This is a genomic window from Janthinobacterium sp. (assembly GCF_009923995.1).
In the GTDB taxonomy this organism is placed as follows: Bacteria; Pseudomonadota; Gammaproteobacteria; order Burkholderiales; family Burkholderiaceae_D; genus Janthinobacterium.
In genome coordinates, this window is record NZ_RFSK01000038.1 from 19,959 (window position 1) to 43,901 (window position 23,943).

Below are 23,943 nucleotides of genomic sequence, written 5' to 3' on the forward strand. Positions count from 1 at the left end.
CCACTCACCATCCCAGCCAGGTTTTACTGAAAGCCAACGATGAATTTCGCCGCCACCGCCGCCCTTTCCCTTGCCATGTCCACCGATGCCTTCGCGGCCGCCGTGGGCAAGGGCGCCGCCCTGCACAAGCCGCAATGGCGCGAGGCGCTGCGCACGGGCCTGATCTTCGGCGTCATCGAAGCCATCACGCCCGTCATCGGCTGGGCCCTGGGCAGCGTGGCCGCGCCCTACGTGGAAGCGTGGGACCACTGGATCGCCTTCAGCCTGCTGGGCATCATCGGCTTGCTGATGATACGCAACGCCCTCGCCGACGCCGACGAGGAAGAAGCGCCGGCGCAGTCGCATTCGTTCTGGGTGCTGGCCGTCACGGGCCTGGCCACGAGCATCGATGCCATGGTGGTGGGCGCGGGCCTGGCCTTGCTGGGCGCAAACATCGTCGTGACGGCCGCCGCCATCGGTTTTTCCACCTTCGTCATGGTGACCCTGGGCGTGATGCTGGGCCGCGTGCTGGGCACCATCGCGGGCCGGCGCGCCGAACTGGTGGGCGGCCTCGTGCTGATCATCATCGGCTGCGTGATTTTATACGAGCACATCGGCCACCCCGCCTGAGGCGCAGGCCGGCGCGCGGAGCCGGGAACGGGGCGCGCACGGCACAGCGGCGCGGCCCCCGGCCCGCTTTGTGCTACATTCGGTACTCTGCTTTCATGTCTCGCAAGGTGACCATCATGGAAACTCTGGAGCTGCTCTTTGCCTCGCTGGTGCGCACCACGGCCGAATCGATCCGCGACCACCACGTCCCCTTCGCCATCAAGCACGACGAGCGCGCCTATTTCGAATGGATGGATGGCCACCCGATCGACGGCTACATCCAGGAAGCCTACCGGGAAATCGAGGAAACGGCCCAGCAGCTGCGCGCCATCCGCGCCGGGTGAGGAAGGCGGCCGCACGCTGCCGCGCGGGCGGCTGGGCGGCTGGCGATGCTCACCGCAGTGCGGCCGCGCATCCGCTGCGATTGCTGCGCTTGCGACCCGCGGCGATATGCCGGTGGAACGATTTCAAAGAACGTATTGATCCAGATCAAACACTCTGCCGTTCGATACGCGCAACAAGGTCTGTGCCACGACAATCAGGTCGGGAGGCGGCAAACATGGATCAGCATCAAAAACATCAGATCAGGGGCTATGAATTCCATGTGGCGGGGGCGCTGGAGAAGGACGGGCGCTACCGGGGCATGATCCTGATCAGCCGGCGCGGCGACACGCAGCAGGTGTATGCCAAGCCCGTGCTGATCGAGACAGCCAGCAGTTTCAAGTCCGTGCACGCGGCGCTGATCGAAGCGTCGGCGTATGCCCAGGAAATCATCTATAACGGCGCCATCAAGGCGCTGTTGCCAGCGGAAGCGCCCGCCAGCGGCAAGCAGGCGCCGCAGCCGCCTGACCTGGTCGGCAACTAGAAGCTGGACCGAAGCTGGAGGTGGCCGGCAAGCAATGCCTGCCGGCCGTCCGGCGGCACGCGTATAATCACGCGCTTCCTTGACGAAAGTACACAAGAATGGAATATGTGAATCTGCCGCTGGTCTTCCTGGTCGGCTGCGCCCTGATCGCCTTGCTGGCCAAGAAGAATGGCTACTCGTGGTATCTGTTCTTCTTCGCCGTGGCCGTGCCCGCCCCGCTGTTGCTGCTGGCCCTGCCCCATGTGCTGGGCGCGGACCTGGCATCGCACACGGGCGTGCGGGCGACCGCTGCCCTGCTCTTTCCCCTCGTGGGCCTGATCGTTGCCTTGCGGCGCAAACGCTAGCCCCGCCTCAGCGGGCCGGCGCGCCGTCGGCCAGGCGCCAGCCTATCGACAAGGCCACTTGCTGCGCCTCTTTTTCGTTGCTGCAATCATCATAATCGCAGGTGTCCGCATACGCGCCGCACGCCTGGTTCTGGCTCACGTACGACCCCACCCAGCGGCCATCGCGGCGCTGGCTGGCCGTGGCGCTGATGGTGAAGCCTTTGTGGATGGTGGGATTTTCAAAAGGCATAATTCCTCCGATGCAAGAAGCGTCAGGGACCTGACTGGCTTCCACTGTGCGCCTTCCGCCGTCCGCAGTCTGTACGTTTGATCACACTCACGCCACGCGCGCGCGCCGCCCTCGCGCCAGGCGGCGATCGGGTATGATTTCGCCATGTGTGGACGATTCGATCAAAATGACACGGCGCGCGTGCTGGCGTCGTCCTTCGGCTGGACCGACGCGGTCTTCGACAGCGAGGCCGAGCCGCACCTGAACGTGTCGCCCGGCACCTACCGGCCCGTGCTGCACATACAGGACGGCGTGCGCCGGGTCGACGACGTCTTCTGGGGCTACCGTCCCGCCTGGGCAGCGGCCGCCGTGCCCGCGCCCGGCAAGAAGAAAATTCCCATCGCCATCAATGCCCGCCTGGAAAAACTCGCCGGCGCCTACTGGAAACCCCTGCTGCGCACGGGGCGCGGCATCGTCTGCGTGGATGGCTGGTATGAATGGACGGGCGAGAAAGGCAGCAAGCAGCCGTGGCACATCCACCGCCAGGACCGCGCGCCCCTGTTCCTGCTGGCGCTGGCCCAGTTCGGCCCGTACAAGCACAGCCGCGAGGAAGCGGGCTTCGTGCTGGTGACGGCCGACAGCCTGGGCGGCATGGTCGATATCCACGACCGCCGCCCCGTGGCCGTCGGCCTGGACGATGCGCACCGCTGGCTCGATCCCGCCCTGGCGCCCGAGCAAGCCTTGCACCTGGCGCGCACCTGCATGCTCGACGCGGACTTGTTCGCCTGGCATGCCGTCGACAATCCCCTGGTGCCGTCCGCCAAGCCGAAAGCGGCGCCACCGGCGGCGGCGCAAGGCGCCTTCGACTGGGGCGGCGACTGACTCAGGCAGGCAGGCGCGCCAGCCGGCGCCACAGCGCTTCCATCGGTCCCTGGCGGAAATGCCGCAGCCAGTAGCGGCTCAGCAGCACCTGCGCCGCCATGATCGCCACGGCCAGGCCCAGCATCCCGACGGGACGCAAGGTGGCGCCCCAGCCCAGGCCCCAGCCCTGCAGCAGCCAGATGCCGAGCACCGATTGCAGCAGATAATTGCTCAGCGCCATGCGTCCCACGGGCGCCAGCCATGCGCCCAGCTGGCGCAGCATGCCGGGACCGGCCAGCATCAGCGCCGCCACGTAGCCGGCGGCGAGCAGGGGGCCGCCCGCAAACAGGCCCACTTCGAACAGGGTCGCGTCGAACACGCTTTGATACGGATCCGCCACTTGCCGCGCGATGGCGCCCGCCGCCAGCAGGTTGAACGGCAAGCCCACGCCCAGCCCCACGGCACGCACGCGCTGCCACAGGCGGCGGTGGCGCTGCGGCTCGGTCAGCCAACCGCAGCGCACGGAGAGGATGCCCAGCAAGAACAGCACGATGACGTGCGGCAGCATGACGATGGCGTACAGCAAGGACACCAGGTAGTCGTTGGCGCGCAGCGCCGCCGCGGCCCACGCGCCGCCCTGCGTATAGATGGCGTGGCGGGCGGCGAAGCCTTGCAGCTCGCGCGCCGTGTCCGGCGCGCCGCCCTGCTGGCCCACGGGAATGAGCAAACACATGAACAGCAGGAAGCCGCCCGCCACCAGCCAGGCCCGGTTGCGTATGCGGCTGAGCCTAGCGGCGGCCAGGGGCAGGATCAGCAGGCCGGCGACGGCATACGAGGTGAGCACGTCGCCGTTCCAGATGCAGAAGCCGTGCAGCAGGCCGAACGCGAGCAGCCAGCGCAGGCGCCGCCGGTAAGCGGCCTGGGCCTGCTCCCAGCTGCCCAGCCGGCGCCGCAAGGAACGCGTCTGCAGGGCAAAGCCGGCGCCGAACAAGAACGCGAAGACGGGATAGAACTTGAACTGCGCCAGCGCCGCGACGCCGAAAATGACGAGCTGGTCCGACACGGGCGGCTGCGCCGGCAAGGTGCCGTAGCGCAAGGAAATGGTGCCCCAGGCAAAGCCCCAGATATTCACCAGCAGGATGCCGAACACGGCAATGCCGCGCAGCACGTCGATCTGCAGCAACCTGCCGGGCCTGGCGTGCATGGCGTCCAAGGGGGCGGTCAGGGGCGCGACAAGGTGGGGTAGTCCGTCACCTGCAGGCTGAAGCCGGACGCATCCGATTGCAGCCGCGCCTGCCCGCCGAACGGCAAGGTGACGCGGCGGCGGATGTGGCCGAACGCCAGCCCCGTTAGCACGGGCACGGGCAGCCGCGCGCGCACATAGGCCAGCATGGCGTCGAAATCGTAGCCCTTGTCCATGGGACTTAGTTTATACGCGGAAAAGTCGCCCAGCACGACGGCTTGCTGGCGCTCGAGCACGCCCGCGTGCAGCAATTGCAGCAGCATGCGCTCGACCCGGTACGGGTGTTCGTTGACGTCTTCCAGGAACACGATGCCGCCATCGATTTCCGGGAAGTATGGCGTGCCCAGCAGATGCACGAGCATGGCCAGGTTGCCGCCCCACAATTTCCCCGTCACGTCGACGTGCGGGTTGCCGGCGGACGTGCCCGTCACCGTGTGCGTGGGGCCGGCCAGGCAGGACCACAGTTGATCGAGCGTAAACTGCTCGGGCTCGTCGCGGGTGAAATCGTCGCAGACCATGGGGCCGGCAAAGCTGGCGCGGCCCGTCTTCGCCATCAAGCCCATGTGGAAGGCCGTGAAGTCGCTGTAGCCGACGAACAGCTTGCGGCTGGCCGCCATGGCCCCGAAATCGATGTCGGGCAGGAGGCGGCTGATGCCGTAGCTGCCGCGCAGGGCAAGCACGACCTGCACGTCCGGGTCGCTTGCCGCCGCGTTGAGCTGGGCCAGGCGGCCCGCATCCGTGCCGCCGAAGCGCTGGAAGGTGTGCTCGGGGTCGTAGTAATTGTGGACGGTGGCGCCTTGCGCCTGCAGGCGGGCGATGCCGCGCGCCAGGGCCGCCTCGTCGGGCGCAGCGCCGCCCGGCGCGACGATGGCGATGCCAATCTCAGGTGTCTTCAAAATATGCCCGGCTAGTCAAGTGGTGGGCGCGCCTAGGCTGGCTGGGAGCGCATCTGGGGCGCCATCTTACCTTGCAGATGCACATCGATCAAGGCAAGCAGGCGCTCGATCAGCTGGGGCGGCATGTCGTGCCCCATGCCTTCGATCACTTCCATCCGCGCGCCGGGGATCAGCGCCGCCGTGTCGATGCCGCAGGCGACGGGAATCAGGGGGTCGGCCGCGCCATGGATCACCAGGGCCGGGCAGCTGATGCTCGGCAGCAAGGCCGTGCGCTCGCCCGACGCGGCGATGGCCACCATTTGCCGCGCCACGCCTTCCGGGCAGCTGCCACGCTCCAGCGCCGCCTCGATGCGCTGGTACAGCAATTTTTCCGACACGGGATAGGCGGGACTGCCGATGACGCGCACGGTGGCGGCCATGTGGGCCATCAGCTCGGCGCGGCTGGCATTGCGTTTCGGACGTTGCAACAGCGCATTGCGCGCGGCCCGCGTGGGGCCGGGCAAGCCGCGCCGGCCGCTGCTCGACATGATGGACGTCAGACTGAGCACCTGCTGCGGCGCCCGCGCCGCCATCACTTGCGCGATCATGCCGCCCATCGACACGCCGATCACGTGCGCCTGCGCGATGCGCAGGGCCGCGAGCAGGCCCAGCGCGTCTTCAGCCATGTCATCGAGGGTGTAGGAGGTTTTCAGGGGCCAGCCCAGCAGGTTTTTCACGTAGGCCAGCGGCAGATACGGCTTGCCCGCCAGCGCCATCTTGCTCGACAGGCCGCTGTCGCGGTTGTCGAAGCGCACGACCCGAAAGCCCTGCTCGACGATGCCTTCGACGAAGTCGGCGGGCCAGGCGATCAGCTGCATGCCCAGGCCCATCACCAGCAGCACGCACGGATCGTCCGGGTGGCCGTGGCTTTCGTAAGCTATGTTGAGGCCATTCGCCATGATGGTTGCCATGATTGCCTCTCTTCCAGGAACCAGCACGCAGGCACGATCGCTGCGGCCTTGGAATCAGCATACCACTATTGTGCTTCAGACATGAGGCCGGCACGCGGCACCCACACTGAAGTGTTGCCGCGCCGGTACGCCAGGCGGCAACACTGCCATGTCAGCGAGGCTGCTTACTTGGCTTTTGGCAAGGAATCGGCCAGGTCCACCCAGCTTTGCGGCTGCGGCTTGCCCCGCTCGCGCACGCCGAAGAAGGAGACCACTTGCGTGCCTTCGTTATCGAAGAATTCGACGGAGGTGACGCCGCCCCGCTTGACGACCCAGCCGCTGCGCAGGGCCGTGTCGCGGATGTGCAGGTTGAAGTCCGGGTCCAGCACGTTGAAGAAGCCGCCGGCGGCCATGGTTTTCTCGATCTTGCCGCTGTAGATCTGCGTCAAGCCCTCGTTGCCCAGGAACACCATGATGGCGACCTTGTTCTTCGCCGCGTTTTCCAGCAGGGTGCGCAGCGCTGCCGGCGTCACGCGCTCGACCACGCCGGCCGGCGCCAGGCGCAGCGCCTGTTCGCGCGACAGGTGGAATTCGCGCATGATCTGCGCAAACTGGTGCACGTCCGTCATGTCCTTCCAGGCCAGCTGGAATTCCTTGACGTCGATCTCGCTGTCGGGTTTTTCCGCCGCCTTCGGCGCCACGGCCAGCACGTTCAATTCCGCGCTCTGCTGGGGCATGCGGAAGGTCGCCACCAATTTATCGTAGACGGCCACGCCCGGCTCGTTGCGCAAATAAATCTTGTGCACGGCCGTGCCGTTGGCATCGAAAAACTGCAGGCTGCGCGTGGGCTTGCCGTCGCGGCCGGGCTGGACCACGGCAAACGCGTATTTCCAGTTATCGAAGTGGAAGCGCAGGTCGATCTGGCCGCCCAGGTAGCCGCCGGCGATGTTGCGCTGGCGTGCTTCCTGTTCCGGGTCCTGCTGCTTGGCGTCCGCCTGTTCGGACTTGTCGCCCGCCTGCTTGAACTTGCTGGCGACGCCCGTCGTTTCGATGACGCCGTTTTCATTGCGCGTGATGGCTTGCACCAGGCCCAGGTCCAGCGCGGCGCGCATGATTTCGCGCGGCTGGTTGCCGTCGGCCTGCAGGCGCGTGACGCCATTGCCGATGTTGGTTGCCAGCAATTGCGCTTCCGACACGCCCAGCGCGTGGGCCGCGTCGCGGATCTGCAGCTTCGGCTGCTCCGTACGCAGGGTGGACCAGCGTTCCGCCAGTGTGGCTGGGGCCGCGTATGCGTTTGCGATCAGCAGGCTGCCTAGCAGGGATAGAACGAGTTTGGATAACTTCATAGAGTGACCATTCAATCAAACATGGAAAAAAAAGAGGCGCAGGCGCGCCTCCCCGGTGAAACCTAGAAATTGACGCTCAGGCTGGCCGCCACGTTGCGGCCCGGCTTGGCATAGCGCTCGATCTCGGCGCGGTTGGCGGCCGTGGTGCCGGCGGCCAGGCTGCGCGAGGCGGCATAATCCCAGTACTTGCGATCCGTCAAGTTGTACACGCCGACGATGATCTTCGCGTTCCTGTGCACGTTCCAGTACGTCGACAAGTCGAAGATGGTGTACGACGGCACCTTGTAGCGCGGCGCGGTCGTGCCCATCAACAGGTCGTTCGGCGCCTGTTTCTCGCCTGCATGCAAGGCAGTCAGCTCCATGCCGAACAGCTGGTTCGCATGGTCATAGCCGAAGGTCAACGCCGTCTTGGCCGGCCCCACCGAAGCCAGGCCGCCGCTCTGGCCCGTCTGCGTATTGAAGGAGCGGCCCTTGGCCACGCCCGTGGCCAGGTTGACGCGGTAGCCCTGCATGGCGGGCGACCAGGCACCCAGCTCCGCGCGCAAGCTCAGCTCGCCGCCCCAGGTACGGGCATCGCCGATGTTTTCCGGACGGAACAAGCCCTGCACGATGGTGGGGAAGTTGACGGGATCGTCTTCCTGCGCCACGTACTCGATCATGTTCTTGTATTCCGTCTGGTAGACGGAAGCGTGCATGCTCAAGCCCCTGACGACGTCGCCCTTCAAGCCCAGCTCGTAGGCCTGGCTGGTTTCCTTGCGCAGATTCGCATTGCCCAGCACGGCATAACCCGTGCCCGTGCCCGTGTAGCTGAAGGAATCATAGGTGCCCGTGCGCTCGGCCGCCGTCGGCAGGCGCGTGCCGCGCGTCACGGTGGCGTAGGCATTCAGTTGCGGCAGCACTTCCACGGACAGGCTCAGGCTCGGCGTGAAATAGCTATCGCTCTCCTTGCGCACTTCCTTGGCGGCATTGGGCACGGCGATGACGTAGTTTTGCAGGTTTTTCGGCTCCAGCTTGCGGTAGTCGGCGCGCAGGCCCGGCGTCAGCACGGCTTTCTTGCCGCCCAGGTCAAAACTGTAGTCGTCGCGCACGTACACGGCCACCTTGGTGCTGTCCATGTCGGCCATGCGGTTCTTGCGCGTGATCTGGTGCACGCCAGTGGCGATGATGGTGCGGTCCTCCACCCATGGGCGGCGCGATTTGGCCTGCTCCAGCTGCACGCCGTACAGCAGCGCGTTGTCGGCGTTGAGCTGCTTCGTCGCTTCCGACGTCAGGCCGATGCTGTCGTTCTTGAAGCTGGTGTCGATGGTGCGCTGCGACGGGCTGCCGAAGGTGTAGCGGCCTTGCGTCTGATCATCGATTTTCGCATTCTGCAGATACACCTTCGACGTCAGGCGGTCGAACAGGGCGAAGTCCTTCAGCGCCACGTCGTGGCCCAGGCTGACGCGCGTGCGTTTGGTGGTGGAATCCTGCTGCACGCCGGTGGGGTAATACGTGCTGACCTTGTTGCGCAGATCGCGCTTGTTCTTGCGCTCGAACATGTCGACCGTCAAGTCCAGCTTCTGTTCGCCCGGCAAGGCCCACACCAGCTTCGACAGCAAGGCGTTCGAATGCCAGTCGTCCGGATTGACGGGGGCGCTGCCGCGGCTGTCCGTCTGCTCGCCGTCGCGGTGCACGTACACGGCCAGGCCCTGCAGGCTGGCGCCGATCTTGGCGGCACCCGTCAAGGTATGCGCATTGCTGCGGTCGGCCGTGGCGCGGCCATACTTATAGGCCACGTAGTGGTCCACGCCCACGCCCAGGTAATCCTCGGGCGACTTGGTGATGAAGGCCACGCTGCCGCCCAGGCCGGGATTGGCGCCGCTGGCGGCCGTCGTGCCCGAATCGATGCGCACTTCGCGGAAGGTTTCGGGATCAAAATAGTCACGGCCCGTGCCGAAGGCGTTCAGGGTGGTGCCGTCCGGCTTCGGTGCCGCGTCCGGCAACGCAATGCCGTCCACGTCCAGGCTGACCCGGTTGCCTTCCAGGCCGCGGATGTTGTAGCCCGTGTTGCCCGAACCGTCCCACACGCTGCCGGCGCCCGATGCCGCCATTGGCGTGCTGATCAGCGGCTGATAGCGCACGATGCCGCCCATGTCCGTCACGCCGCGGCGTTCCAGGTCTTCGCTCGTGATGACCGTCTTGGTGCCGGCGCGGCGCTCGTAGTCCTGCTTGGCATTGACGACGATTTCCGGGAAGACGGGCAGCCTGGCCGGTTCCTGCGCGGCCGTGCCCGCATTGATGGCGGCGGTTTGCGCGGCGGCGGGCAGCAGGGGCGCGGCGAACAGGCCCAGCAAGGCGGCGCGCAAGACGAGGTTGTGGCGGCGGACAAGCAGATGATTGGCGGGAACGACGGGTGCAGCGGAGCGCTGCAAAGGCACTGTAGTCATGATGATCCGGTGGAAGAGTGAAGGCTGGCTCTTGAACCCGGATCGGTAACGATAACGATAGCGATGCGTAAGGGGAAAGTTTGCTGGCGAAAACAACACTGTAACACGAATCATTCTCATTTGAGAATGGCAGAATGACTGCAAAGATGTTATTTCACAACAGTTATGAAAAATGCCAGCCGGAGCGGCTGGCATGGTCCGGCATGCGGGCGCCGGGGGGCGGAGCGCTCCCCTGCCCGCCGCGCCGGGATCAGGCGGGCGGCTGGGCCAGCTTGCGCGCTTCCGCCTGGGCGCGGCGGCGCTCGGCGAAGAAGCGGCGCAGGAAATCTCCGCACTCGTCGGCCAGCACGCCCCCGGCGATGGCCGTCTGGTGATTCAGGGCCGGCTGCTCGAACAGGTTCAGCACGGAGCCGCAGGCGCCCGTCTTCGGGTCGCCGGCACCGTACACGACGCGGGCCAGGCGGGCATGCAGCATGGCGCCCGAACACATCACGCACGGCTCCAGGGTCACGTACAGCTCGCAGCCGGGCAGCCGGTAGTTGCCCAGCTTTTCGGCGGCCGCGCGCAGGGCCATCACTTCCGCGTGCGCCGTCGGGTCGTGGCGGCCGATGGGCTGGTTGTAGCCGACGGCGATGACTTCGCCATCCTTGACGACGACGGCGCCCACGGGCACTTCGCCCAGGTCCCACGCGTGCCGGGCCTGTTCCAGGGCCAGCCGCATGTAGCGCGCGTCGTCCGCATGCACGGCTGGCGCGGCGCTGTCAGGCGTGTCAGTCATCGGTCACTTCTGCCCAGCAGTTCGGCGTTTCATGCAGCACCAGCTTATGCAGGTGCAAGCCCGTGCCGAAATGGTCGGTAAAGGCCGCCTTGAGGATCTCGAAGGCGATGCGCGCCAGGTTTTCCACGGTCGGAATGCGGTCGATGACGACGGTTTTATGGTCGGGCAGGCTGGCCAGGAAGTCGCGCACGGCCGTGTCTTTCTCGTAGACGAGGAAGGCGTGGTCCCAGACGTCGACCAGGTGCTGCTTGGCCAGGGTTTTCACGTCGGAAAAGTCCATGATCATGCCATTGTCGGAATTGCCTTCCGCTTCGATGACCTGGCCCACGAGGGTGATTTCCACCGTGTAGCGGTGGCCGTGCAGGTTGCGGCACTGGCTTTTGTGGTCAGGAATGCGGTGGCCCGCGTCGAATTCGAGCTTGCGTGTGATAGTCAGCATAGGTGGTATTAAGGTATTTGCAGGAGTTTATGGGTTTGCAGGCTCAGCTTCCACTTCGGGTTGCTTTTGCACGTCTCGATGGCCAGCTTCATGTTCTGCGCTGCCAGGGGGCCATCCATCGCCTGCACGAAGAAATTCTCGAAATCGAGGCCTTCGTAGGCGGCCAGGTCTTGCTGGAACTGGGGAATGACCACCTTGATTTCATTGCCTTTGTGCACGACGAGGGTCGAACCCATCTTCGGGCTGACGCAGATCCAGTCCACGCCGGCCGGCACGGGCAAGGTGCCGTTGGTTTCGATGGCGATGGTGAAGCCCACCGCGTGCATGGCGTCGATGAGGGCCGTGTCGAGCTGCAGCAGCGGCTCGCCGCCCGTAAACACCACGTATTTGCTGGCCAGATAGCTGGCCGGCCACAGGCTGTCGATCAGCGCGGCCAGTTCGGCCGGCGTCCTGAACTTGCCGCCCCGTTCGCCGTCCGTGCCGACGAAGTCCGTGTCGCAGAACTGGCAGACGGCCGTGGCGCGGTCGCTTTCGCGGCCCGTCCACAGATTGCAGCCGGAAAAGCGGCAAAACACGGCCGGACGGCCCGCGTGCGCGCCTTCGCCCTGCAGGGTGTAAAAAATCTCTTTGATGCTATAAGTCACTGTATTTCCTAAGAGCTGGCTGGCGCCGCCGCGCAGGACGGGCGCATGGATGCGGGCGCGCCCGGCGCCGCACGCATGACCGGGGCAGCAAAAGCCGATTGACAACCCTCTATTATATGCCGCCGCGACACTTCCCGTGCAAATGCCGCGCCCGCCGCCCGAAGCGACAAAAAACGGCAGGAGAAGTTGCAGTCAAAGTTGCAGAAAAAAGCGGCAAGCATGCAACAGTGCCGCCGCCATCTGCGAAGTTTTTGCGTTTAGACAATATGCATAGCTTCAAGTCAATATATTTTCTATCATGAAATTGCCTGATGGAAAACATTTTGGGAGCGCGCAATGATGCAATACAGCACACGCCTGCCGGTGCGCCTGGGCCTGCTCGCCTGCCTGGCGGCGGGCGCCACCCTGTCCCTGCAGGCGGGCCAGGCGGCCGAACCGCTGGCGCAGGCGGCCACGCCCCTGAACCTGGTGACGGCCTGCGCCGTCCTGCTGGGGTTGCTGGCCTTGCTGCTGCTGTGGCGCCAGCACCGCCTGGCCGCCCGCCTGCGGGTGCAGGAGCAACTGCGCGCCAGCGCCGAACAGGGCCGCATGGCCTGCGAACAGCAGAAGGCGCGCGAACAGGAGCGCCTGCGCATCGGGCGCGACATCCACGACGACCTGGGCCAGCACCTGCTGACCCTGAAGATCGACCTGTCCATGCTGCAGATCGGCCTGTCCGCCACGGCGCCGCCGCTGGCGCAGAAGCTGGCCCTGATCGCGCGCAATGTCGACCTGAGCATCGCGGCGCTGCGCTGCGTCATCCACGACCTGCGGCCACCGGCCCTCGAGCATGGCCTGCAGGCGGCCGTCGATGGCTTGCTGGCCGAGTTTTCGCGCAGCACCGGCATCGCCTGCGACTACGCCGGCGGGGGCGCGCTGGCCGACGGGGCCGCGGGGACCCACGACGCCCTGCTGTACCACGCGCTGCAGGAGTCGCTGGCCAATATCGCCCGCCACGCGCAGGCGACGCAGGTGCGCGTGGGACTGCGCCGCCACGCCGCCACCCTGGAATTGCGCGTCAGCGACAATGGCATCGGCATGCCGGCCAGCACGCGCCTGGGCTGCGGCCTGTCCGGCATGCACGAGCGCCTGGCCTGCGCGGGCGGCTGCCTGCACATCGACAGCCGCAGCGGCAGCGGCACCACCCTGCAGCTGACCGTGCCGCTGCCGCCGGCGCCGGACGGCACGGCCAGCCATTGCTGACAATATTGCTCAATATCAACACTTCCCGCCCTCCACGCTGCATCATGGCCATCGGGCACACCCATACACATCGAATAAGGATGCTTTCATGCCGGACAGCCACGCACCTGCCAGCGCATCGCCGCATGGGGAAACCCAGGGTTTCGCCGTCAAAATGATGGAATTGCTGGTCGTGCCGACCTTCGTGCTCGACGTGCATGGCACGGTGATGATCTGGAACCGCGCCTGCGAACAGCTGACGGGCGTGCCGCCCGCCGAAGTGCTGGGCACGCGCCAGCCGGGCCGCTGCTTTTACAACGACGAGCGCGCCACCCTGGCCGACCTGCTGCTGGCCGGGCGCAGCGGCGACGGGCGCGCCCTGCACGCCCAGCAGCAATACCGCAGCGGCACGGGCGACAACCTGTGCGCGGAAAACTGGTGCGACATGCCGCGCACGGGACGGCGGCGCTACCTGGCCGTCGATGCCAGCCCCCTGTACGGCAATGGCGGCGAGCTGATCGCCGTGGTGGAAACCCTGCGCGACATGACCGATGAAAAACGCGCCCACGCGGAACTGGAACGCCTGGCCACGCGCGACGGCCTGACGGGCCTGGCCAACCGGCGCTGCTTCGACGACACCGTCCACGCGGAATGGCAGCGCGCCCAGCGCCAGCGCCAGCCCCTGTCGCTGCTGATGGTCGACGTCGACAATTTCAAGGAATACAACGACAGCCACGGCCACCAGGGCGGCGACCTGTGCCTGCGCAAGGTGGCCGGCGCCGTGGCCAGCGAAATGCGCGCCAACGACCTCGTGGCCCGCTATGGCGGCGAGGAATTCGCCGTGATCCTGCCGAACCAGTCGCTCAAGGGCGCGGCCATCGTCGCCGAGCGCATCCGCCAGCGCGTGGAACGGCTGCAACTGCCGCGCAAGCGCGCCGACGGGGCCTGCGTCACCGTCAGCATCGGCGCCGCCACGGCCCTGCCCGGGCCGGGCACGGAGCTGGGGCAGCTGATCCACACGGCCGACTGCGCCCTGTACCGCGCCAAGCACCTGGGCCGCAACCGCATCAGCCTGCCGGAAGCGACGCTGACGTGAACGCGTCCGCCGGCGGCGCCGCCACGCGGCCGTCCTGCGCGCTCCCGCCCGCCCTCCCCCTATGCACGGCGGCGCGAATATTCTATGCTGTGGTGTTGCACTTTCATAACATCACAAAAAGAAGGAGCCTTCGTGTCAAGAATCATGCCCGCCCTACTACCCGCCTTCGCCCTGGCCCTGTCGGCCATGGCCTCGTCCAGCCTGGCCCAGCAGACGGCCAGCACCGCGCCGGCCGTCGCCAAAAGCGCCGCCGCCAGCAAGGCTGACCTGCTGCCGTTCAAGGCCACAGAAAAAACCCTGGCCAACGGCTTGAAAATCATCATCGTGCCCACGGGCTTCCCGAACATCGTGTCGCTGCAGATTCCCGTGCAGACGGGCTCGCGCAATGAAGTGGAGCCGGGCAAGTCCGGTTTCGCGCATTTCTTCGAGCACATGATGTTCCGCGGCACCAAGGCCTATCCGCCCGAGAAATACCAGGAAGTCATCACCAAGGCGGGCGCGCGCCAGAATGCCTACACGAGCGACGACCTGACCAATTACCACACGACGTTTGCCAAGGATGACCTGGAAACCGTGCTGAAGGTGGAAGCGGACCGCTTCCAGCACCTCGACTATGCGGAAGACGCGTTCAAGACGGAATCGCGGGCCGTGCTGGGCGAATACAACAAGAACAGCGCCAATCCCGTCTCGAAACTGTTCGAAGTGATGCGCGACAGCGCCTACACGACGCACACCTACAAGCACACGACGATGGGCTTCATCCAGGACATCGAGGACATGCCGAACCAGTACGCGTACTCGAAGGTCTTCTTCGACCGCTGGTACCGTCCCGAGCGCACCACCATCATCATCGCCGGCGACGTCGACCCGCAGAAAGCCATCGCCCTGGTGGAAAAATACTGGAGCAAGTGGCAGCGCGGCAAGCAGCAGGCGGCCGTGCCCGTGGAGCCAAAGCCGCATGGCCCCGTCTACAAGCACGTGGCCTGGCCCACGCCGACCCTGCCGTGGGTGGCCGTCGGCTTCCATGCGCCCGCGTTTTCCGTGAAGGACAAGGACCAGGCCGCCCTGGCCACCCTGCTGTCGCTGTCGTTCGGCCGCACCTCGCCCCTGTACAAGCGCCTGGTGCAGAACGAACAGAAGGTCGACCAGCTGTTCGACATGACGCCGGACCGGGTCGACCCGACCCTGGCCGTGATCGGCGCGCGCGTGAAAAACATCGATGACGCCGTCTACGTGCGCGACGCCATCCTGAAGACCGTGGCCCAGCTGCGCGACACGCCGGTGAGCGACAAGGACCTGGCGGACGCCAAGTCGGCGGAAAAATACGGCTTGATCCGCTCGCTGGACAACACGGAGCAGATCGCGGGCACCCTCGCTTCCTTCGTGCATTTCGACCGCTCCTACGCCACCATCAACCAGTACTACCGCCTGATCGACACGCTCACGCCGGCCGACCTGCAGGCCGCCGCGCGCAAGTACCTGACGGACGACGGCCTGGTGGTGACGACCCTGTCGCACCAGCCGATGGCCGACGCCATCGCCGCCACGCCGAAGCTGGCCAGCCTGCTGCCGGCCGCTGCCACGGCGAAATTCGACGTGCTGGTGCAAAAGTCCGCGCTGCCGCAGATCCGCTACAAGCTGCTGTTTACGGCCGGTTCCGCGCAGGACCCGCAGGGCAAGGAAGGCCTGGCCGCGCTGACGGCCGCCATGGTGGCCTCGGGCGGCTCGTCCGAGCGCAAGATCGATGAAGTCAACGCCGCCCTGTTCCCGCTGGCCGGCAGCTTCAACCAGCAGACGGACAAGGAAATGACGACGTTTACGGCTTCCATCCACAAGGATAACTGGGCCCAGTTCAACGCCATCGCCCTGCCCCTGCTGCTGTCGCCGGGCTTCCGCGAGGACGACTTCCGCCGCCTGAAGGATGCGCAAAAGAACGCGCTGCTGCTGGACCTGAAGGACAACAACGAGGAAGAATTCGCCAAGGAGCGCCTGCAGACGAACGTCTACGCGGGCACGCCGTACGGCCACCCCGTGCTGGGCACGGTGGCCGGCATCGACGCCATCACCCTGGACGACGTGAAACAGTTCTGGAAGACGGCCTACGCGCAAGGCGCCGTCAAGGTGGGCATTTCCGGCGACGTCTCCGACGCCATGACGGCGTCGCTGACGCAGGCGCTGGCCGCCCTGCCGGCCGGCCCGGGCTTGCCGGCCACGGTGAAACCGGCCGGCCACAAGGCGCACGGCCTGGAAGTGGAAATCCTCGAGAAAAACACGCGCGCCACGGCCATCTCCTTCGGCCTGCCGCTGGACGTGAACCGCACGCACCCGGACTTCCCCGCCCTGTGGCTGGCGAAGACATGGCTGGGCGAGCACCGCGCCTCGAATTCCTACCTGTACCAGCGCATCCGCGAGCTCCGCGGCATGAACTATGGCGATTATGCCTACATCGAAGCGTTCCCGCGCGGCATGTACCAGTTCTTCCCGAACCCGAACCTGGGCCGCAAGGCGCAGCTGTTCGAGGTATGGATCCGTCCCGTGGCGCCGGACAATGCCCATTTCGCCCTGCGCGTGGCCCTGACGGAGCTGGGCAAGCTGATCGACAATGGACTGACGCAGGACGATTTCGCCACCACGCGCGACTACCTGATGAAGAACGTGTTCGTCATGACCTCGACGCAGGACCAGCAGCTGGGCTACGCGCTCGACTCGCAATGGTATGGCACGCCGGAATTCACCAAGCTGATGCGTGACGGCTTGTCGAAGCTGACGCTGCAGGATGTCAACCGCGCCATCAAAGAGCACCTGTCGGCGAAGAACCTGAACGTGGTGATCGTGGCCAAGGATGCGGCCGGCCTGAAGGAAAAGCTCGCCAGCGACGCCTTCTCGCCCATCAAGTACGATGGCAACAAGCCGCAAGCCCTGCTCGATGAAGACAAGGTGATCGGTGCGATGAAGCTGGGCATCAAGCCCGAAGCCATCGTGGTGACGCCGGCGGCACAGGCGTTCGCCAAGTAAGACTGGCGGTTCTCGCCTGATCCGCCGCAACAGGGTAGATCAGGCGGGCAGCGGCGCGCCCTGCGCCGCGCAGGGCGGCATTCAGCCGATGGCCGCCGCCCTGGCCCGCGCCGCGTGCAGCTTGCGGAAGCTGTCGATGAGGCGCTGGTGGCGGTCCAGCCCCTCGAGCTGCATGCTCGTCGGCGTCAAGCCATGGAAGCGCACGCTGCCATCCACGGAACCGAGCGCCGCATCCATGCGCGCGTCGCCAAACATGCGGCGGAAGTTGACGGCGTAATCGTCCAGTTCCAGCTCCTCGTCGAGCACCACTTCCAGCACCACGTTCAAGGCCTGGTAGAACAGCTTGCGTTCGACGGAGTTGTCGTTGTACTGCAGGAAAGCCCCCACCAGCTCGTGCGCCTCTTCGAATTGCTTCAAGGCAAGATTGATCAGCAGCTTCAATTCCAGCACCGTCAGCTGGCCCCAGTCCGTATTTTCATCGAACTCGATGCCGATCAGGGTGGCGATGTCGCCGTAATCGTCGAGCTCGCTGTTTTCCAGGCGGTCCAGCAGCGCTTCCAGGCTGGCATCGTCCAGGCGGTGCAGGTTCAGCACGTCGGCGCGGAACAGCAGGGCCTTGTTGGTATTGTCCCAGATCAGGTCTTCCACCGGATACACCTCGGAATAGCCGGGCACGAGGATGCGGCAGGCGACGGCGCCCAGCTGGTCGTACACGGCCGTGTACGCCTCCTTGCCCATGTCCGCGAGGATGCCGAACAGGGTTGCCGCTTCCTCGGCGTTCGAGTCGTCGCCGTGGCCGGAGAAATCCCACTCGACGAAGTCGTAATCGGCCCTGGCGCTGAAGAAGCGCCACGAGACGATGCCGCTCGAATCGATGAAGTGCTCGACGAAGTTGTTCGGCTCCGTCACGGCTTCGCTGGCGAAGGTCGGCTGCGGCAAGTCGTTCAAGCCTTCGAAGCTGCGCCCCTGCAGCAGTTCCGTCAGGCTGCGCTCGAGCGCCACCTCGAAGCTCGGGTGCGCGCCGAAGGAGGCGAACACGCCGCCCGTGCGGGGATTCATCAGGGTCACGCACATGAGCGGATACACGCCCCCCAGCGACGCATCCTTGACCAGCACGGGGAAGCCCTGCTCTTCCAGCCCGGCGATGCCGGCCAGGATGCCCGGGTATTTCGCCAGCACGTCCTGCGGCACGTCGGGCAGGGCGATCTCGCCTTCGAGGATTTCACGCTTGACGGCCCGCTCGAAAATTTCCGACAGGCACTGCACCTGGGCTTCGGCCAGGGTATTGCCGGCGCTCATGCCATTGCTGACGTACAGGTTTTCGATCAGATTGGACGGGAAATACACGGTCTCGCCGTCCGAGTGGCGCACGTACGGCAGCGAGCAGATGCCCCGCGCCGCATTGCCGGAGTTGGTGTCGACCAGGTGCGAGCCGCGCAGCTCGCCATCGGGATCGTAGACGTCCAGGCAATAGGCATCGAGGATTTCCTTCGGCAGCGCATCGTTGCGGCCGGGTTTGAACCAGCGCTCGTCCGGGTAATGCACGAACGGCGCGTTGGCGATGTCCTCGCCCCAGAACGCGCCTGCATAGAAATGGTTGTTGTTGAGGCGCTCGATGTACTCGCCCAGGGCCGACGCCAGGGCGCTTTCCTTGCTGGCGCCCTTGCCGTTGGTGAAACACATGGGCGAATGGGCATCGCGGATGTGCAGCGACCACACGTTGGGGACGATATTGCGCCACGACGCGATTTCGATCTTGATGCCCAGGTTCGCCAGCACGCCCGACATGTTCGCGATGGTCTGCTCCAGCGGCAAGTCCTTGCCCGGGATATAGGTGCTCGCCGCACCGGCCGGATTGAGCATCAGCAAGCCCTGCGCATCGGCGTCCAGGTTTTCCACCTCTTCAATGATGAACTCGGGACCGGCCTGCACCACTTTCTTCACCGTGCAGCGCTCGATCGAGCGCAGGATGCCCTGGCGGTCCTTGGCCGAGATATCCGCCGGCAATTCGACCTGGATCTTGAAAATCTGCTGGTAGCGGTTTTCCGGATCCACGATATTGTTTTGCGACAGGCGGATGTTTTCGGTGGGAATATTGCGCGTTACACAATACAACTTCACGAAATACGCTGCGCACAGTGCCGAAGATGCCAAAAAGTAATCGAACGGACCGGGCGCCGAACCATCGCCCTTGTAGCGGATGGGCTGGTCGGCGATGACCGTGAAATCATCGAACTTGGCTTCGAGACGCAGCTTGTCGAGAAAGTTGACTTTAATTTCCATGGGTGATTCCAAACCTGTACTTGAGTAAATTAGGCGCTATTATCCGTGCTTTCGGCCGCAGCGCATAGGCGCGCGGTTTGCCGGGCGTTGCGGGCCTTACTCGAAGGGATTGGCCACCGACGTCACGACGGGCGGCGGCAGCTGCGCCGGCAGGTCCCGCTTTTCCAGCTGCGCCACGACGTCGGCGAGCAGCGTTTGCAGCTGTTTGGCCAGCGCCAGGCCCGGCTTGTCCAGGGTCAGGTCGATGTCGCCGCTGATGCTGATGCGGTCGACGCGGTTTTCGATGGTCAGGCCGCCGATGTCGAGCACATCGCTTTCATTGGCGTAGGGAACGAATTTCTTTGCGCACATACAGTGTCCTTTCAAGTGGGTTTATTTCCTGGCCTTGCTATTGACCTTGGGCAAACTCAGCATGCGCAGCTTCTGCTGCCGCGTCAGCGACGGTAACAGATCGATGCCGATCCTGTCTTCCAGTTGCGCAATGCTCAGTACCTCATACGTCTTGGTGTCCACGTTTTCGATGAAATACGCGGCCCCGGCACGCTGGCGCGGGCTGTACACGGCCTTGTACAGATGGCTGGGCACGATCACCCGGCCCACCTTGCGCAGGTTGCCGCCGATGAAGGCCGGTCCCGTGATCACGTACAGGTCGCCTTCCTTCTTCGCCATCTTGCGCACGGCGCCTTCGATGCCGGCCCACACGTAGCGGTTGTTGCGCGCGTCCTGCGGCACCATGTTGGCCAAGGTAAAGCTGTCGCGCTGGCTCTGGCGGTCCGGCATGTCGCCGTTCGGCGCCATGTGGCCGCGGTCGAAGCCGCTGCGGGCATAATCGGCCAGTTCGGCGCGCTGGGCGGCGGGCAGCTTGCGTTCCGCATGGAAGGAGTTTTCGCGCGACAGGTCCTGCGCCGCTTCCAGATTGTCCGCCGTCAAATGCTCGGCCGACCACAGGGGCGTGCGCGTGATACCCGAATGCATCACGCCAAACACGTTGTAGCACAGTTCCTGCGTCGCCACGTCCAGCTTGGGGTTGGTGATTTCCGGCTTGCGGCCATCGACGTAATGGGCGGGACAGGCGGCGGCCTGCGCCAGGTTCGCGGCAAAGGCCGAAGCCAGCAGGCCGCACGCCAGGGTCAGCCCGGCGATCGTTCGTTGAATCATATTTCCCTAATTGAAATCTTTGCAGGCCAGCATTCTAGCGGACGCCGGCCCCCGTCACAAACCTGCCGTGCGCGCCCGCGCGGGGCGGCGCGCGGCCCGCAGGCGACATGGCGCAAATAAAGCCCGACGGCTCGCGCAAAGGCATTCTTATCTGCTAAGATTGTCCTGATTTGTTCGCATCGACCATTCAATATTTGGAGAGCATATGATCAAAAAAACCCTGCTGCTGATCGTCGTCGTCGTCGCCGCCATCCTCGGCTATGCCACCACCAAGCCCGACACGTTCAGTGTCCAGCGCGAAATCACCATCAAGGCCCCGCCCGAGAAAATCGCCGGCCTGATCACGGACTTCCACTACTGGGCCGCCTGGTCGCCGTGGGAAAAGCTCGACCCGGGCATGCGCCGCACGTTCACGGGTCCCGCCAGCGGCCTGGGCGCCCAGTATGCATGGCAAGGCAATGACAAGGTCGGCGCCGGCCGCATGGAAATCACGGAAGCGGCCCAGCCCGAGCGCACTGTCATCAAGCTCGATTTCCTGAAACCGTTCGAAAGCCATAACACCACCACCTTCAGCATGACGCCCGATGGCGATGGCACGAAGGTCAACTGGACCATGACGGGTCCCAGCCCGTACGTGAGCAAGGTCATGACGGTCTTCGTCAGCATGGACCGCATGATCGGCAAGGATTTCGAAAAAGGCTTGAACAACCTCAAGACGGCGGCGGAACGCTAGCATGCGCACGGTCGCCGCTGCGCGGCCCCCTGCATGCACCGACAGGGCCCGCGCGGCCCTGTTTTCCCTGGCAGCACCGCCTTGACCCGCATCCCCCTCCCCGGCCGCCTGCTGGCCACCATGCTGCTCACGGCCGCCGCCGGCGTCCATGCCGGCGAGGGCATGGCGCCGCCGCGCTGCCCGGACGTGGTGCTGCCCGCCACGGCCACGCCGCAGGCAGGCACGGCGCAGCTGGGCCTGCTGTTGAACGAAGCGGGCGACATCGAAGAAACACGGCTGCTGCGCAGCAGCGGCCATGCGGCCCTCGACGAGGCGGCGCGCGCGATGGTGCTGCGCTGCCGCTTCCAGTCCTATCGCGTGCATGGCAAGCCAAGCAAGGCATGGGTCACCCTGCCCGTGCGCATGCAGGCCGCGCCGGCGACGCCGGTGCTGGTCAACGGCAACGCCGGCGTGCGCATCGCCAGCCTGGACCTGCGCCACTGTGCCCCTGCCGACTATCCGGCCGCCGCCAAGGCCCAGGGCGCACAAGGCACGACGCAGCTGGCTTTGCTGATCGGCACCGATGGCGTGGTGCAGGCATCGCGACTCGAACGCAGCAGCGGCCATCCGCAGCTGGACGAGGCGGCCCGCGCCGCCCTCGGCGCCTGCCGCTTCGCGCCCGCCCTGCAGGACGGCGTGCCGCTGCAGCAATGGGCGCGCACGCGCTACGCCTGGCAGCTGGCCCCAGGCAGCTGACCGCCCCAGTCCCAGCAGGCCGGGGCCAGGCTCAGAACTGCTCGATCCACGCCGCCAGGTGGTCGGGCGTGAGGGCCGGCTCGGCCTGCGCCAGCTTGCCCTGCAAACCCTGCTCCCCTTTGCTCAGTTGCAAGGACCAGCCGCGCCGCGCCAGCCACAGCAGGCTGGCCAGCCAGAACGAATGGATGGCCGACACGGGCGTGGTGGTGGGCGTTTCCAGGAACTCCGTCAGTAGGCGCCCGTCGAGGAACAGCGCCGTGCCGCCCTGGTTTTGCAGCGCCGGCCCGAACACGGGCGACAGCATGTCGATGACCTGTTCCACGCCGCGCCCCGGGTGCTCGCGCTCGAGCCCGTCGAGCTGCTGGCGCACGGCGGCGCCGAAGGCCGTGCTGCGGAAGGCTTCCGAGCTGACCAGGTCGGCATAATCCATCAGCAGCCAGTCCGGTTCGGGCGGCGTGACGCCGGCCGTCAGGGCCGCCGACAGGTACGCTTCCACGGGCAGCTGCTGTTCCGGGCCCGCCAGGCTGGCGCACAGGGCGTACAGGCTGCCGATGCGGTTGGCGATGGCTTGCCGCTGGCGCACCATCAGCTTTTCGCGCAGCAGCTGCGCGTGCTCGTTGCGCAGCCGCGCCAGTTCCAGCGCCTGCTTGAGCTCCATGCGCAGGGCCGCGATATCCCACGGCTTCTGGATGTAGCGGTGGATCTGCCCCTGGTTGACGGCTTCCACCGTGTGTTCCAGCTCCGAATACGCGGTGGTCAGGATGCGCACGATATGCGGGTGGCGGTCCCAGGCGTACGACAGCAGCTCGTTGCCGTAGGCGCCCGGCATGCGCTGGTCGGACACGAGCACGGCGATGCGGTCCGCGTGTTCGTCGAGGATGCGCTTGCCCTCCTCGACGGACGTGGCCGTCAACACGTCGGCCAGCGGCGCGATGGCGCGCTGGAAGTATTTGAGGGCGTTGGCCTCGTCATCGACATAGAGTATCGTCGGCAAGCCTTGCGCCGGCTCACGCTGAGCCGGTAAACGCAGATTGGCGTCAATCATGCTCGTTCCTTATATGGACTGGAAAATTCAGTGTTACCGTGGTGGAACTGCCAAACTCGGTGGCGATATCGAGGCTGCCGCCGAACGATTGCATCATGCGGTGGCAAAACACCATGCCCCAGCCCTTGCCGTCGCTGCTGCCGGCATTGACGGGGTCGATCAGCAGCTGGGCGACGATGTCCGGGGCGATGCCCGCGCCATTGTCGCGCACCTCGATGTGGCCGGCGCCGATGCGGATGCCGATCGCCGCCTGGGGCTGTTCGCCGGCCGACCGCAAGGCATTGCCCAGCACGGACGACAGGATCAGCGCCACGCAATTGGGCGACTCGGCGATGGCGAAGTCGTCGCCATCCTCGACGGTGATGGCGGCGCGCTGGGCCGCGCTCAAGGGATAGCTGTCGAGCAAGCCGGCCAGCAGCTGGCGCGCGCTGCCGGCGCGGCGCCCGCCCTGCATGCCCGGCGCGGCGCTGGCCAGGCGCACCGTGTCGACGAAGCTGGCCAGCACGGACAGACAATAGCGCGCATTGTCGTGCATCAAGGCGGCCGCTTCGCCGATCTCGGCCTGCGGCCCGCCCACGGACCGGGCGCGCCGTTCGATGCCGCGCGCAAAGTTGGCGATGGCGGCCAGCGGCGTGTTCAGCTCATGCGCGAGGAAGGCCAGCGACTCTTCCATCGCCACCAGGCCCTGGCGCCGCGCGGCCCGCTCGCGGCCCGTCTGCACGGCCAGCTGCAGCGCCGTCTGCATGGCGGCCATGTCGAGCGGCTTTTCCAGCAGGCGGAACACGGTGCCGCCATTGATCAGTTCGAGCAACACGTCCTTGTCCGCATACGCGGTGACGAGCATGCAGACGATGTGCGGATGGCGCTGCGCCACTTCCTGCAGCAGTTCGCTGCCCAGGCGGTCCGGCATGCGGTAATCGGTGACGAGCACGTCGATGTGCGCGGCGCCGTCCGCCAGCAGGGCCAGCGCCGCATCGACGCTCTGCGCCGTCAGCACGCGGTAGCGCACGGCGAAGGCCCGCTCGAAATACTTGCAGGCGAGGACTTCGTCGTCCACGTACAGCACGCTGGCGCGGCTATCGCTGTCCAT

Annotated in this window: 24 protein-coding genes; 10 read left to right on the top strand and 14 right to left on the bottom strand. The window is 65.8% G+C overall.

Going from position 1 to position 23,943, the window contains the following annotated elements; translation table 11 throughout:
* Positions 1-39: 39 nt before the first annotated feature.
* The 4 genes from mntP (at position 40) to EBS11_RS18280 (ending at position 1,797) form a co-directional block, all read left to right on the top strand.
* Positions 40-609 carry a manganese efflux pump MntP gene (gene mntP, locus EBS11_RS18265; protein WP_290605057.1) on the top strand — a complete coding sequence of 190 codons (570 nt, stop codon included), beginning with the start codon at positions 40-42 and terminating at the stop codon, positions 607-609.
* Positions 610-725: 116 nt separating this feature from the next.
* Positions 726-932 (top strand): hypothetical protein, encoded by a 207-nt coding sequence (locus EBS11_RS18270; protein ID WP_290605059.1) that lies wholly within the window; start codon positions 726-728, stop codon positions 930-932.
* A gap of 215 nt (positions 933-1,147) precedes the next feature.
* A complete protein-coding gene (locus EBS11_RS18275; RefSeq protein WP_290605061.1) occupies positions 1,148-1,453 on the top strand; it encodes a hypothetical protein in 306 nt (101 codons plus the stop codon).
* Positions 1,454-1,551: 98 nt separating this feature from the next.
* Positions 1,552-1,797 carry a hypothetical protein gene (locus EBS11_RS18280; protein ID WP_290605063.1) on the top strand — a complete coding sequence of 82 codons (246 nt, stop codon included), beginning with the start codon at positions 1,552-1,554 and terminating at the stop codon, positions 1,795-1,797.
* Between the two features lie 7 nt (positions 1,798-1,804).
* Here EBS11_RS18280 and EBS11_RS18285 read toward each other — a convergent pair whose 3' ends face one another.
* Positions 1,805-2,026 (bottom strand): hypothetical protein, encoded by a 222-nt coding sequence (locus EBS11_RS18285; protein ID WP_290605065.1) that lies wholly within the window; start codon positions 2,024-2,026, stop codon positions 1,805-1,807.
* A gap of 144 nt (positions 2,027-2,170) precedes the next feature.
* On the opposite strand from EBS11_RS18285, the gene EBS11_RS18290 reads away from it, so the two are divergent.
* Complete coding sequence (locus EBS11_RS18290; RefSeq protein WP_290605067.1) at positions 2,171-2,887, top strand: SOS response-associated peptidase family protein; 717 nt, start codon at positions 2,171-2,173, stop codon at positions 2,885-2,887.
* A 1-nt stretch (position 2,888) separates the two neighbouring features.
* Here the strand turns inward: EBS11_RS18290 and EBS11_RS18295 are convergent, their stop codons facing one another.
* The 8 genes from EBS11_RS18295 to queE all read right to left on the bottom strand — a co-directional run bounded on the left by EBS11_RS18295 (position 2,889) and on the right by queE (position 11,567).
* Complete coding sequence (locus EBS11_RS18295; protein WP_290605069.1) at positions 2,889-4,070, bottom strand: DUF418 domain-containing protein; 1,182 nt, start codon at positions 4,068-4,070, stop codon at positions 2,889-2,891.
* A gap of 17 nt (positions 4,071-4,087) precedes the next feature.
* On the bottom strand, positions 4,088-5,005 hold the full coding sequence (gene ldcA, locus EBS11_RS18300; RefSeq protein ID WP_290605071.1) for a muramoyltetrapeptide carboxypeptidase: 918 nt from the start codon (positions 5,003-5,005) through the stop codon (positions 4,088-4,090).
* Between the two features lie 32 nt (positions 5,006-5,037).
* Positions 5,038-5,955, bottom strand: coding sequence for an alpha/beta hydrolase (locus EBS11_RS18305; RefSeq protein ID WP_290605073.1), 918 nt, complete (start codon positions 5,953-5,955; stop codon positions 5,038-5,040).
* A gap of 164 nt (positions 5,956-6,119) precedes the next feature.
* A complete protein-coding gene (locus tag EBS11_RS18310; RefSeq protein WP_290605075.1) occupies positions 6,120-7,280 on the bottom strand; it encodes a ChuX/HutX family heme-like substrate-binding protein in 1,161 nt (386 codons plus the stop codon).
* Positions 7,281-7,342: 62 nt separating this feature from the next.
* On the bottom strand, positions 7,343-9,706 hold the full coding sequence (locus EBS11_RS18315; protein WP_290605077.1) for a TonB-dependent hemoglobin/transferrin/lactoferrin family receptor: 2,364 nt from the start codon (positions 9,704-9,706) through the stop codon (positions 7,343-7,345).
* 250 nt (positions 9,707-9,956) lie between these two features.
* The gene (gene tadA / locus EBS11_RS18320) at positions 9,957-10,484 is read right to left on the bottom strand and encodes a tRNA adenosine(34) deaminase TadA (RefSeq protein WP_290605079.1); all 528 of its coding nucleotides are present in this window, start codon (positions 10,482-10,484) and stop codon (positions 9,957-9,959) included.
* On the bottom strand, positions 10,477-10,923 hold the full coding sequence (gene queD, locus EBS11_RS18325; protein WP_034785919.1) for a 6-carboxytetrahydropterin synthase QueD: 447 nt from the start codon (positions 10,921-10,923) through the stop codon (positions 10,477-10,479). Before queD ends, tadA begins: the two co-directional genes overlap by 8 nt.
* An 8-nt stretch (positions 10,924-10,931) precedes the next feature.
* Positions 10,932-11,567 carry a 7-carboxy-7-deazaguanine synthase gene (gene queE / locus EBS11_RS18330; protein WP_290605082.1) on the bottom strand — a complete coding sequence of 212 codons (636 nt, stop codon included), beginning with the start codon at positions 11,565-11,567 and terminating at the stop codon, positions 10,932-10,934.
* A 336-nt stretch (positions 11,568-11,903) separates the two neighbouring features.
* On the opposite strand from queE, the gene EBS11_RS18335 reads away from it, so the two are divergent.
* From EBS11_RS18335 to EBS11_RS18345, 3 genes are all read left to right on the top strand, one after another.
* Positions 11,904-12,809: a sensor histidine kinase gene (locus tag EBS11_RS18335; RefSeq protein ID WP_290605084.1), complete on the top strand. Its 906-nt coding sequence runs from the start codon at positions 11,904-11,906 to the stop codon at positions 12,807-12,809.
* Positions 12,810-12,897: 88 nt separating this feature from the next.
* Positions 12,898-13,884 carry a diguanylate cyclase gene (locus tag EBS11_RS18340; protein WP_290605085.1) on the top strand — a complete coding sequence of 329 codons (987 nt, stop codon included), beginning with the start codon at positions 12,898-12,900 and terminating at the stop codon, positions 13,882-13,884.
* Between the two features lie 144 nt (positions 13,885-14,028).
* Positions 14,029-16,899, top strand: a complete 2,871-nt coding sequence (locus EBS11_RS18345; RefSeq protein WP_290605086.1) for a pitrilysin family protein — start codon at positions 14,029-14,031, stop codon at positions 16,897-16,899.
* Between the two features lie 81 nt (positions 16,900-16,980).
* Here the strand turns inward: EBS11_RS18345 and EBS11_RS18350 are convergent, their stop codons facing one another.
* The 3 genes from EBS11_RS18350 to EBS11_RS18360 form a co-directional block, all read right to left on the bottom strand.
* Positions 16,981-19,182 carry an OsmC domain/YcaO domain-containing protein gene (locus EBS11_RS18350; RefSeq protein ID WP_290605088.1) on the bottom strand — a complete coding sequence of 734 codons (2,202 nt, stop codon included), beginning with the start codon at positions 19,180-19,182 and terminating at the stop codon, positions 16,981-16,983.
* A 96-nt stretch (positions 19,183-19,278) separates the two neighbouring features.
* On the bottom strand, positions 19,279-19,533 hold the full coding sequence (locus EBS11_RS18355; RefSeq protein WP_290605089.1) for a hypothetical protein: 255 nt from the start codon (positions 19,531-19,533) through the stop codon (positions 19,279-19,281).
* A gap of 21 nt (positions 19,534-19,554) precedes the next feature.
* A complete protein-coding gene (locus EBS11_RS18360; RefSeq protein WP_290605090.1) occupies positions 19,555-20,340 on the bottom strand; it encodes a DNA/RNA non-specific endonuclease in 786 nt (261 codons plus the stop codon).
* Between the two features lie 205 nt (positions 20,341-20,545).
* Between EBS11_RS18360 and EBS11_RS18365 the strand changes: the two genes are divergently transcribed.
* Positions 20,546-21,073 carry an SRPBCC family protein gene (locus tag EBS11_RS18365; protein ID WP_290605092.1) on the top strand — a complete coding sequence of 176 codons (528 nt, stop codon included), beginning with the start codon at positions 20,546-20,548 and terminating at the stop codon, positions 21,071-21,073.
* An 81-nt stretch (positions 21,074-21,154) separates the two neighbouring features.
* A complete protein-coding gene (locus EBS11_RS18370; RefSeq protein ID WP_290605093.1) occupies positions 21,155-21,808 on the top strand; it encodes a TonB family protein in 654 nt (217 codons plus the stop codon).
* A 31-nt stretch (positions 21,809-21,839) separates the two neighbouring features.
* On the opposite strand, the gene EBS11_RS18375 is transcribed toward EBS11_RS18370, so the two are convergent.
* Positions 21,840-22,853 (bottom strand): response regulator, encoded by a 1,014-nt coding sequence (locus tag EBS11_RS18375; protein WP_290605095.1) that lies wholly within the window; start codon positions 22,851-22,853, stop codon positions 21,840-21,842.
* Positions 22,846-23,943: a hybrid sensor histidine kinase/response regulator gene (locus EBS11_RS18380; protein WP_290605097.1), complete on the bottom strand. Its 1,098-nt coding sequence runs from the start codon at positions 23,941-23,943 to the stop codon at positions 22,846-22,848. Before EBS11_RS18380 ends, EBS11_RS18375 begins: the two co-directional genes overlap by 8 nt.

Excerpts from the sequence above, each read along its gene's own strand:
- mntP (WP_290605057.1), top strand. The coding sequence starts at position 40 with ATGAATTTCGCCGCCACCGCCGCCCTTTCCCTTGCCATGTCCACCGAT.
- EBS11_RS18270 (WP_290605059.1), top strand. The coding sequence starts at position 726 with ATGGAAACTCTGGAGCTGCTCTTTGCCTCGCTGGTGCGCACCACGGCC.
- EBS11_RS18275 (WP_290605061.1), top strand. The coding sequence starts at position 1,148 with ATGGATCAGCATCAAAAACATCAGATCAGGGGCTATGAATTCCATGTG.
- EBS11_RS18280 (WP_290605063.1), top strand. The coding sequence starts at position 1,552 with ATGGAATATGTGAATCTGCCGCTGGTCTTCCTGGTCGGCTGCGCCCTG.
- EBS11_RS18285 (WP_290605065.1), bottom strand. The coding sequence starts at position 2,026 with ATGCCTTTTGAAAATCCCACCATCCACAAAGGCTTCACCATCAGCGCC.
- EBS11_RS18290 (WP_290605067.1), top strand. The coding sequence starts at position 2,171 with ATGTGTGGACGATTCGATCAAAATGACACGGCGCGCGTGCTGGCGTCG.
- EBS11_RS18295 (WP_290605069.1), bottom strand. The coding sequence starts at position 4,070 with ATGCACGCCAGGCCCGGCAGGTTGCTGCAGATCGACGTGCTGCGCGGC.
- EBS11_RS18305 (WP_290605073.1), bottom strand. The coding sequence starts at position 5,955 with ATGGCAACCATCATGGCGAATGGCCTCAACATAGCTTACGAAAGCCAC.
- EBS11_RS18310 (WP_290605075.1), bottom strand. The coding sequence starts at position 7,280 with ATGAAGTTATCCAAACTCGTTCTATCCCTGCTAGGCAGCCTGCTGATC.
- EBS11_RS18315 (WP_290605077.1), bottom strand. The coding sequence starts at position 9,706 with ATGACTACAGTGCCTTTGCAGCGCTCCGCTGCACCCGTCGTTCCCGCC.
- tadA (WP_290605079.1), bottom strand. The coding sequence starts at position 10,484 with ATGACTGACACGCCTGACAGCGCCGCGCCAGCCGTGCATGCGGACGAC.
- queD (WP_034785919.1), bottom strand. The coding sequence starts at position 10,923 with ATGCTGACTATCACACGCAAGCTCGAATTCGACGCGGGCCACCGCATT.
- EBS11_RS18335 (WP_290605084.1), top strand. The coding sequence starts at position 11,904 with ATGATGCAATACAGCACACGCCTGCCGGTGCGCCTGGGCCTGCTCGCC.
- EBS11_RS18340 (WP_290605085.1), top strand. The coding sequence starts at position 12,898 with ATGCCGGACAGCCACGCACCTGCCAGCGCATCGCCGCATGGGGAAACC.
- EBS11_RS18345 (WP_290605086.1), top strand. The coding sequence starts at position 14,029 with ATGCCCGCCCTACTACCCGCCTTCGCCCTGGCCCTGTCGGCCATGGCC.
- EBS11_RS18350 (WP_290605088.1), bottom strand. The coding sequence starts at position 19,182 with ATGGAAATTAAAGTCAACTTTCTCGACAAGCTGCGTCTCGAAGCCAAG.
- EBS11_RS18355 (WP_290605089.1), bottom strand. The coding sequence starts at position 19,533 with ATGTGCGCAAAGAAATTCGTTCCCTACGCCAATGAAAGCGATGTGCTC.
- EBS11_RS18360 (WP_290605090.1), bottom strand. The coding sequence starts at position 20,340 with ATGATTCAACGAACGATCGCCGGGCTGACCCTGGCGTGCGGCCTGCTG.
- EBS11_RS18365 (WP_290605092.1), top strand. The coding sequence starts at position 20,546 with ATGATCAAAAAAACCCTGCTGCTGATCGTCGTCGTCGTCGCCGCCATC.
- EBS11_RS18375 (WP_290605095.1), bottom strand. The coding sequence starts at position 22,853 with ATGATTGACGCCAATCTGCGTTTACCGGCTCAGCGTGAGCCGGCGCAA.
- EBS11_RS18380 (WP_290605097.1), bottom strand. The coding sequence starts at position 23,943 with ATGGACAGCGATAGCCGCGCCAGCGTGCTGTACGTGGACGACGAAGTC.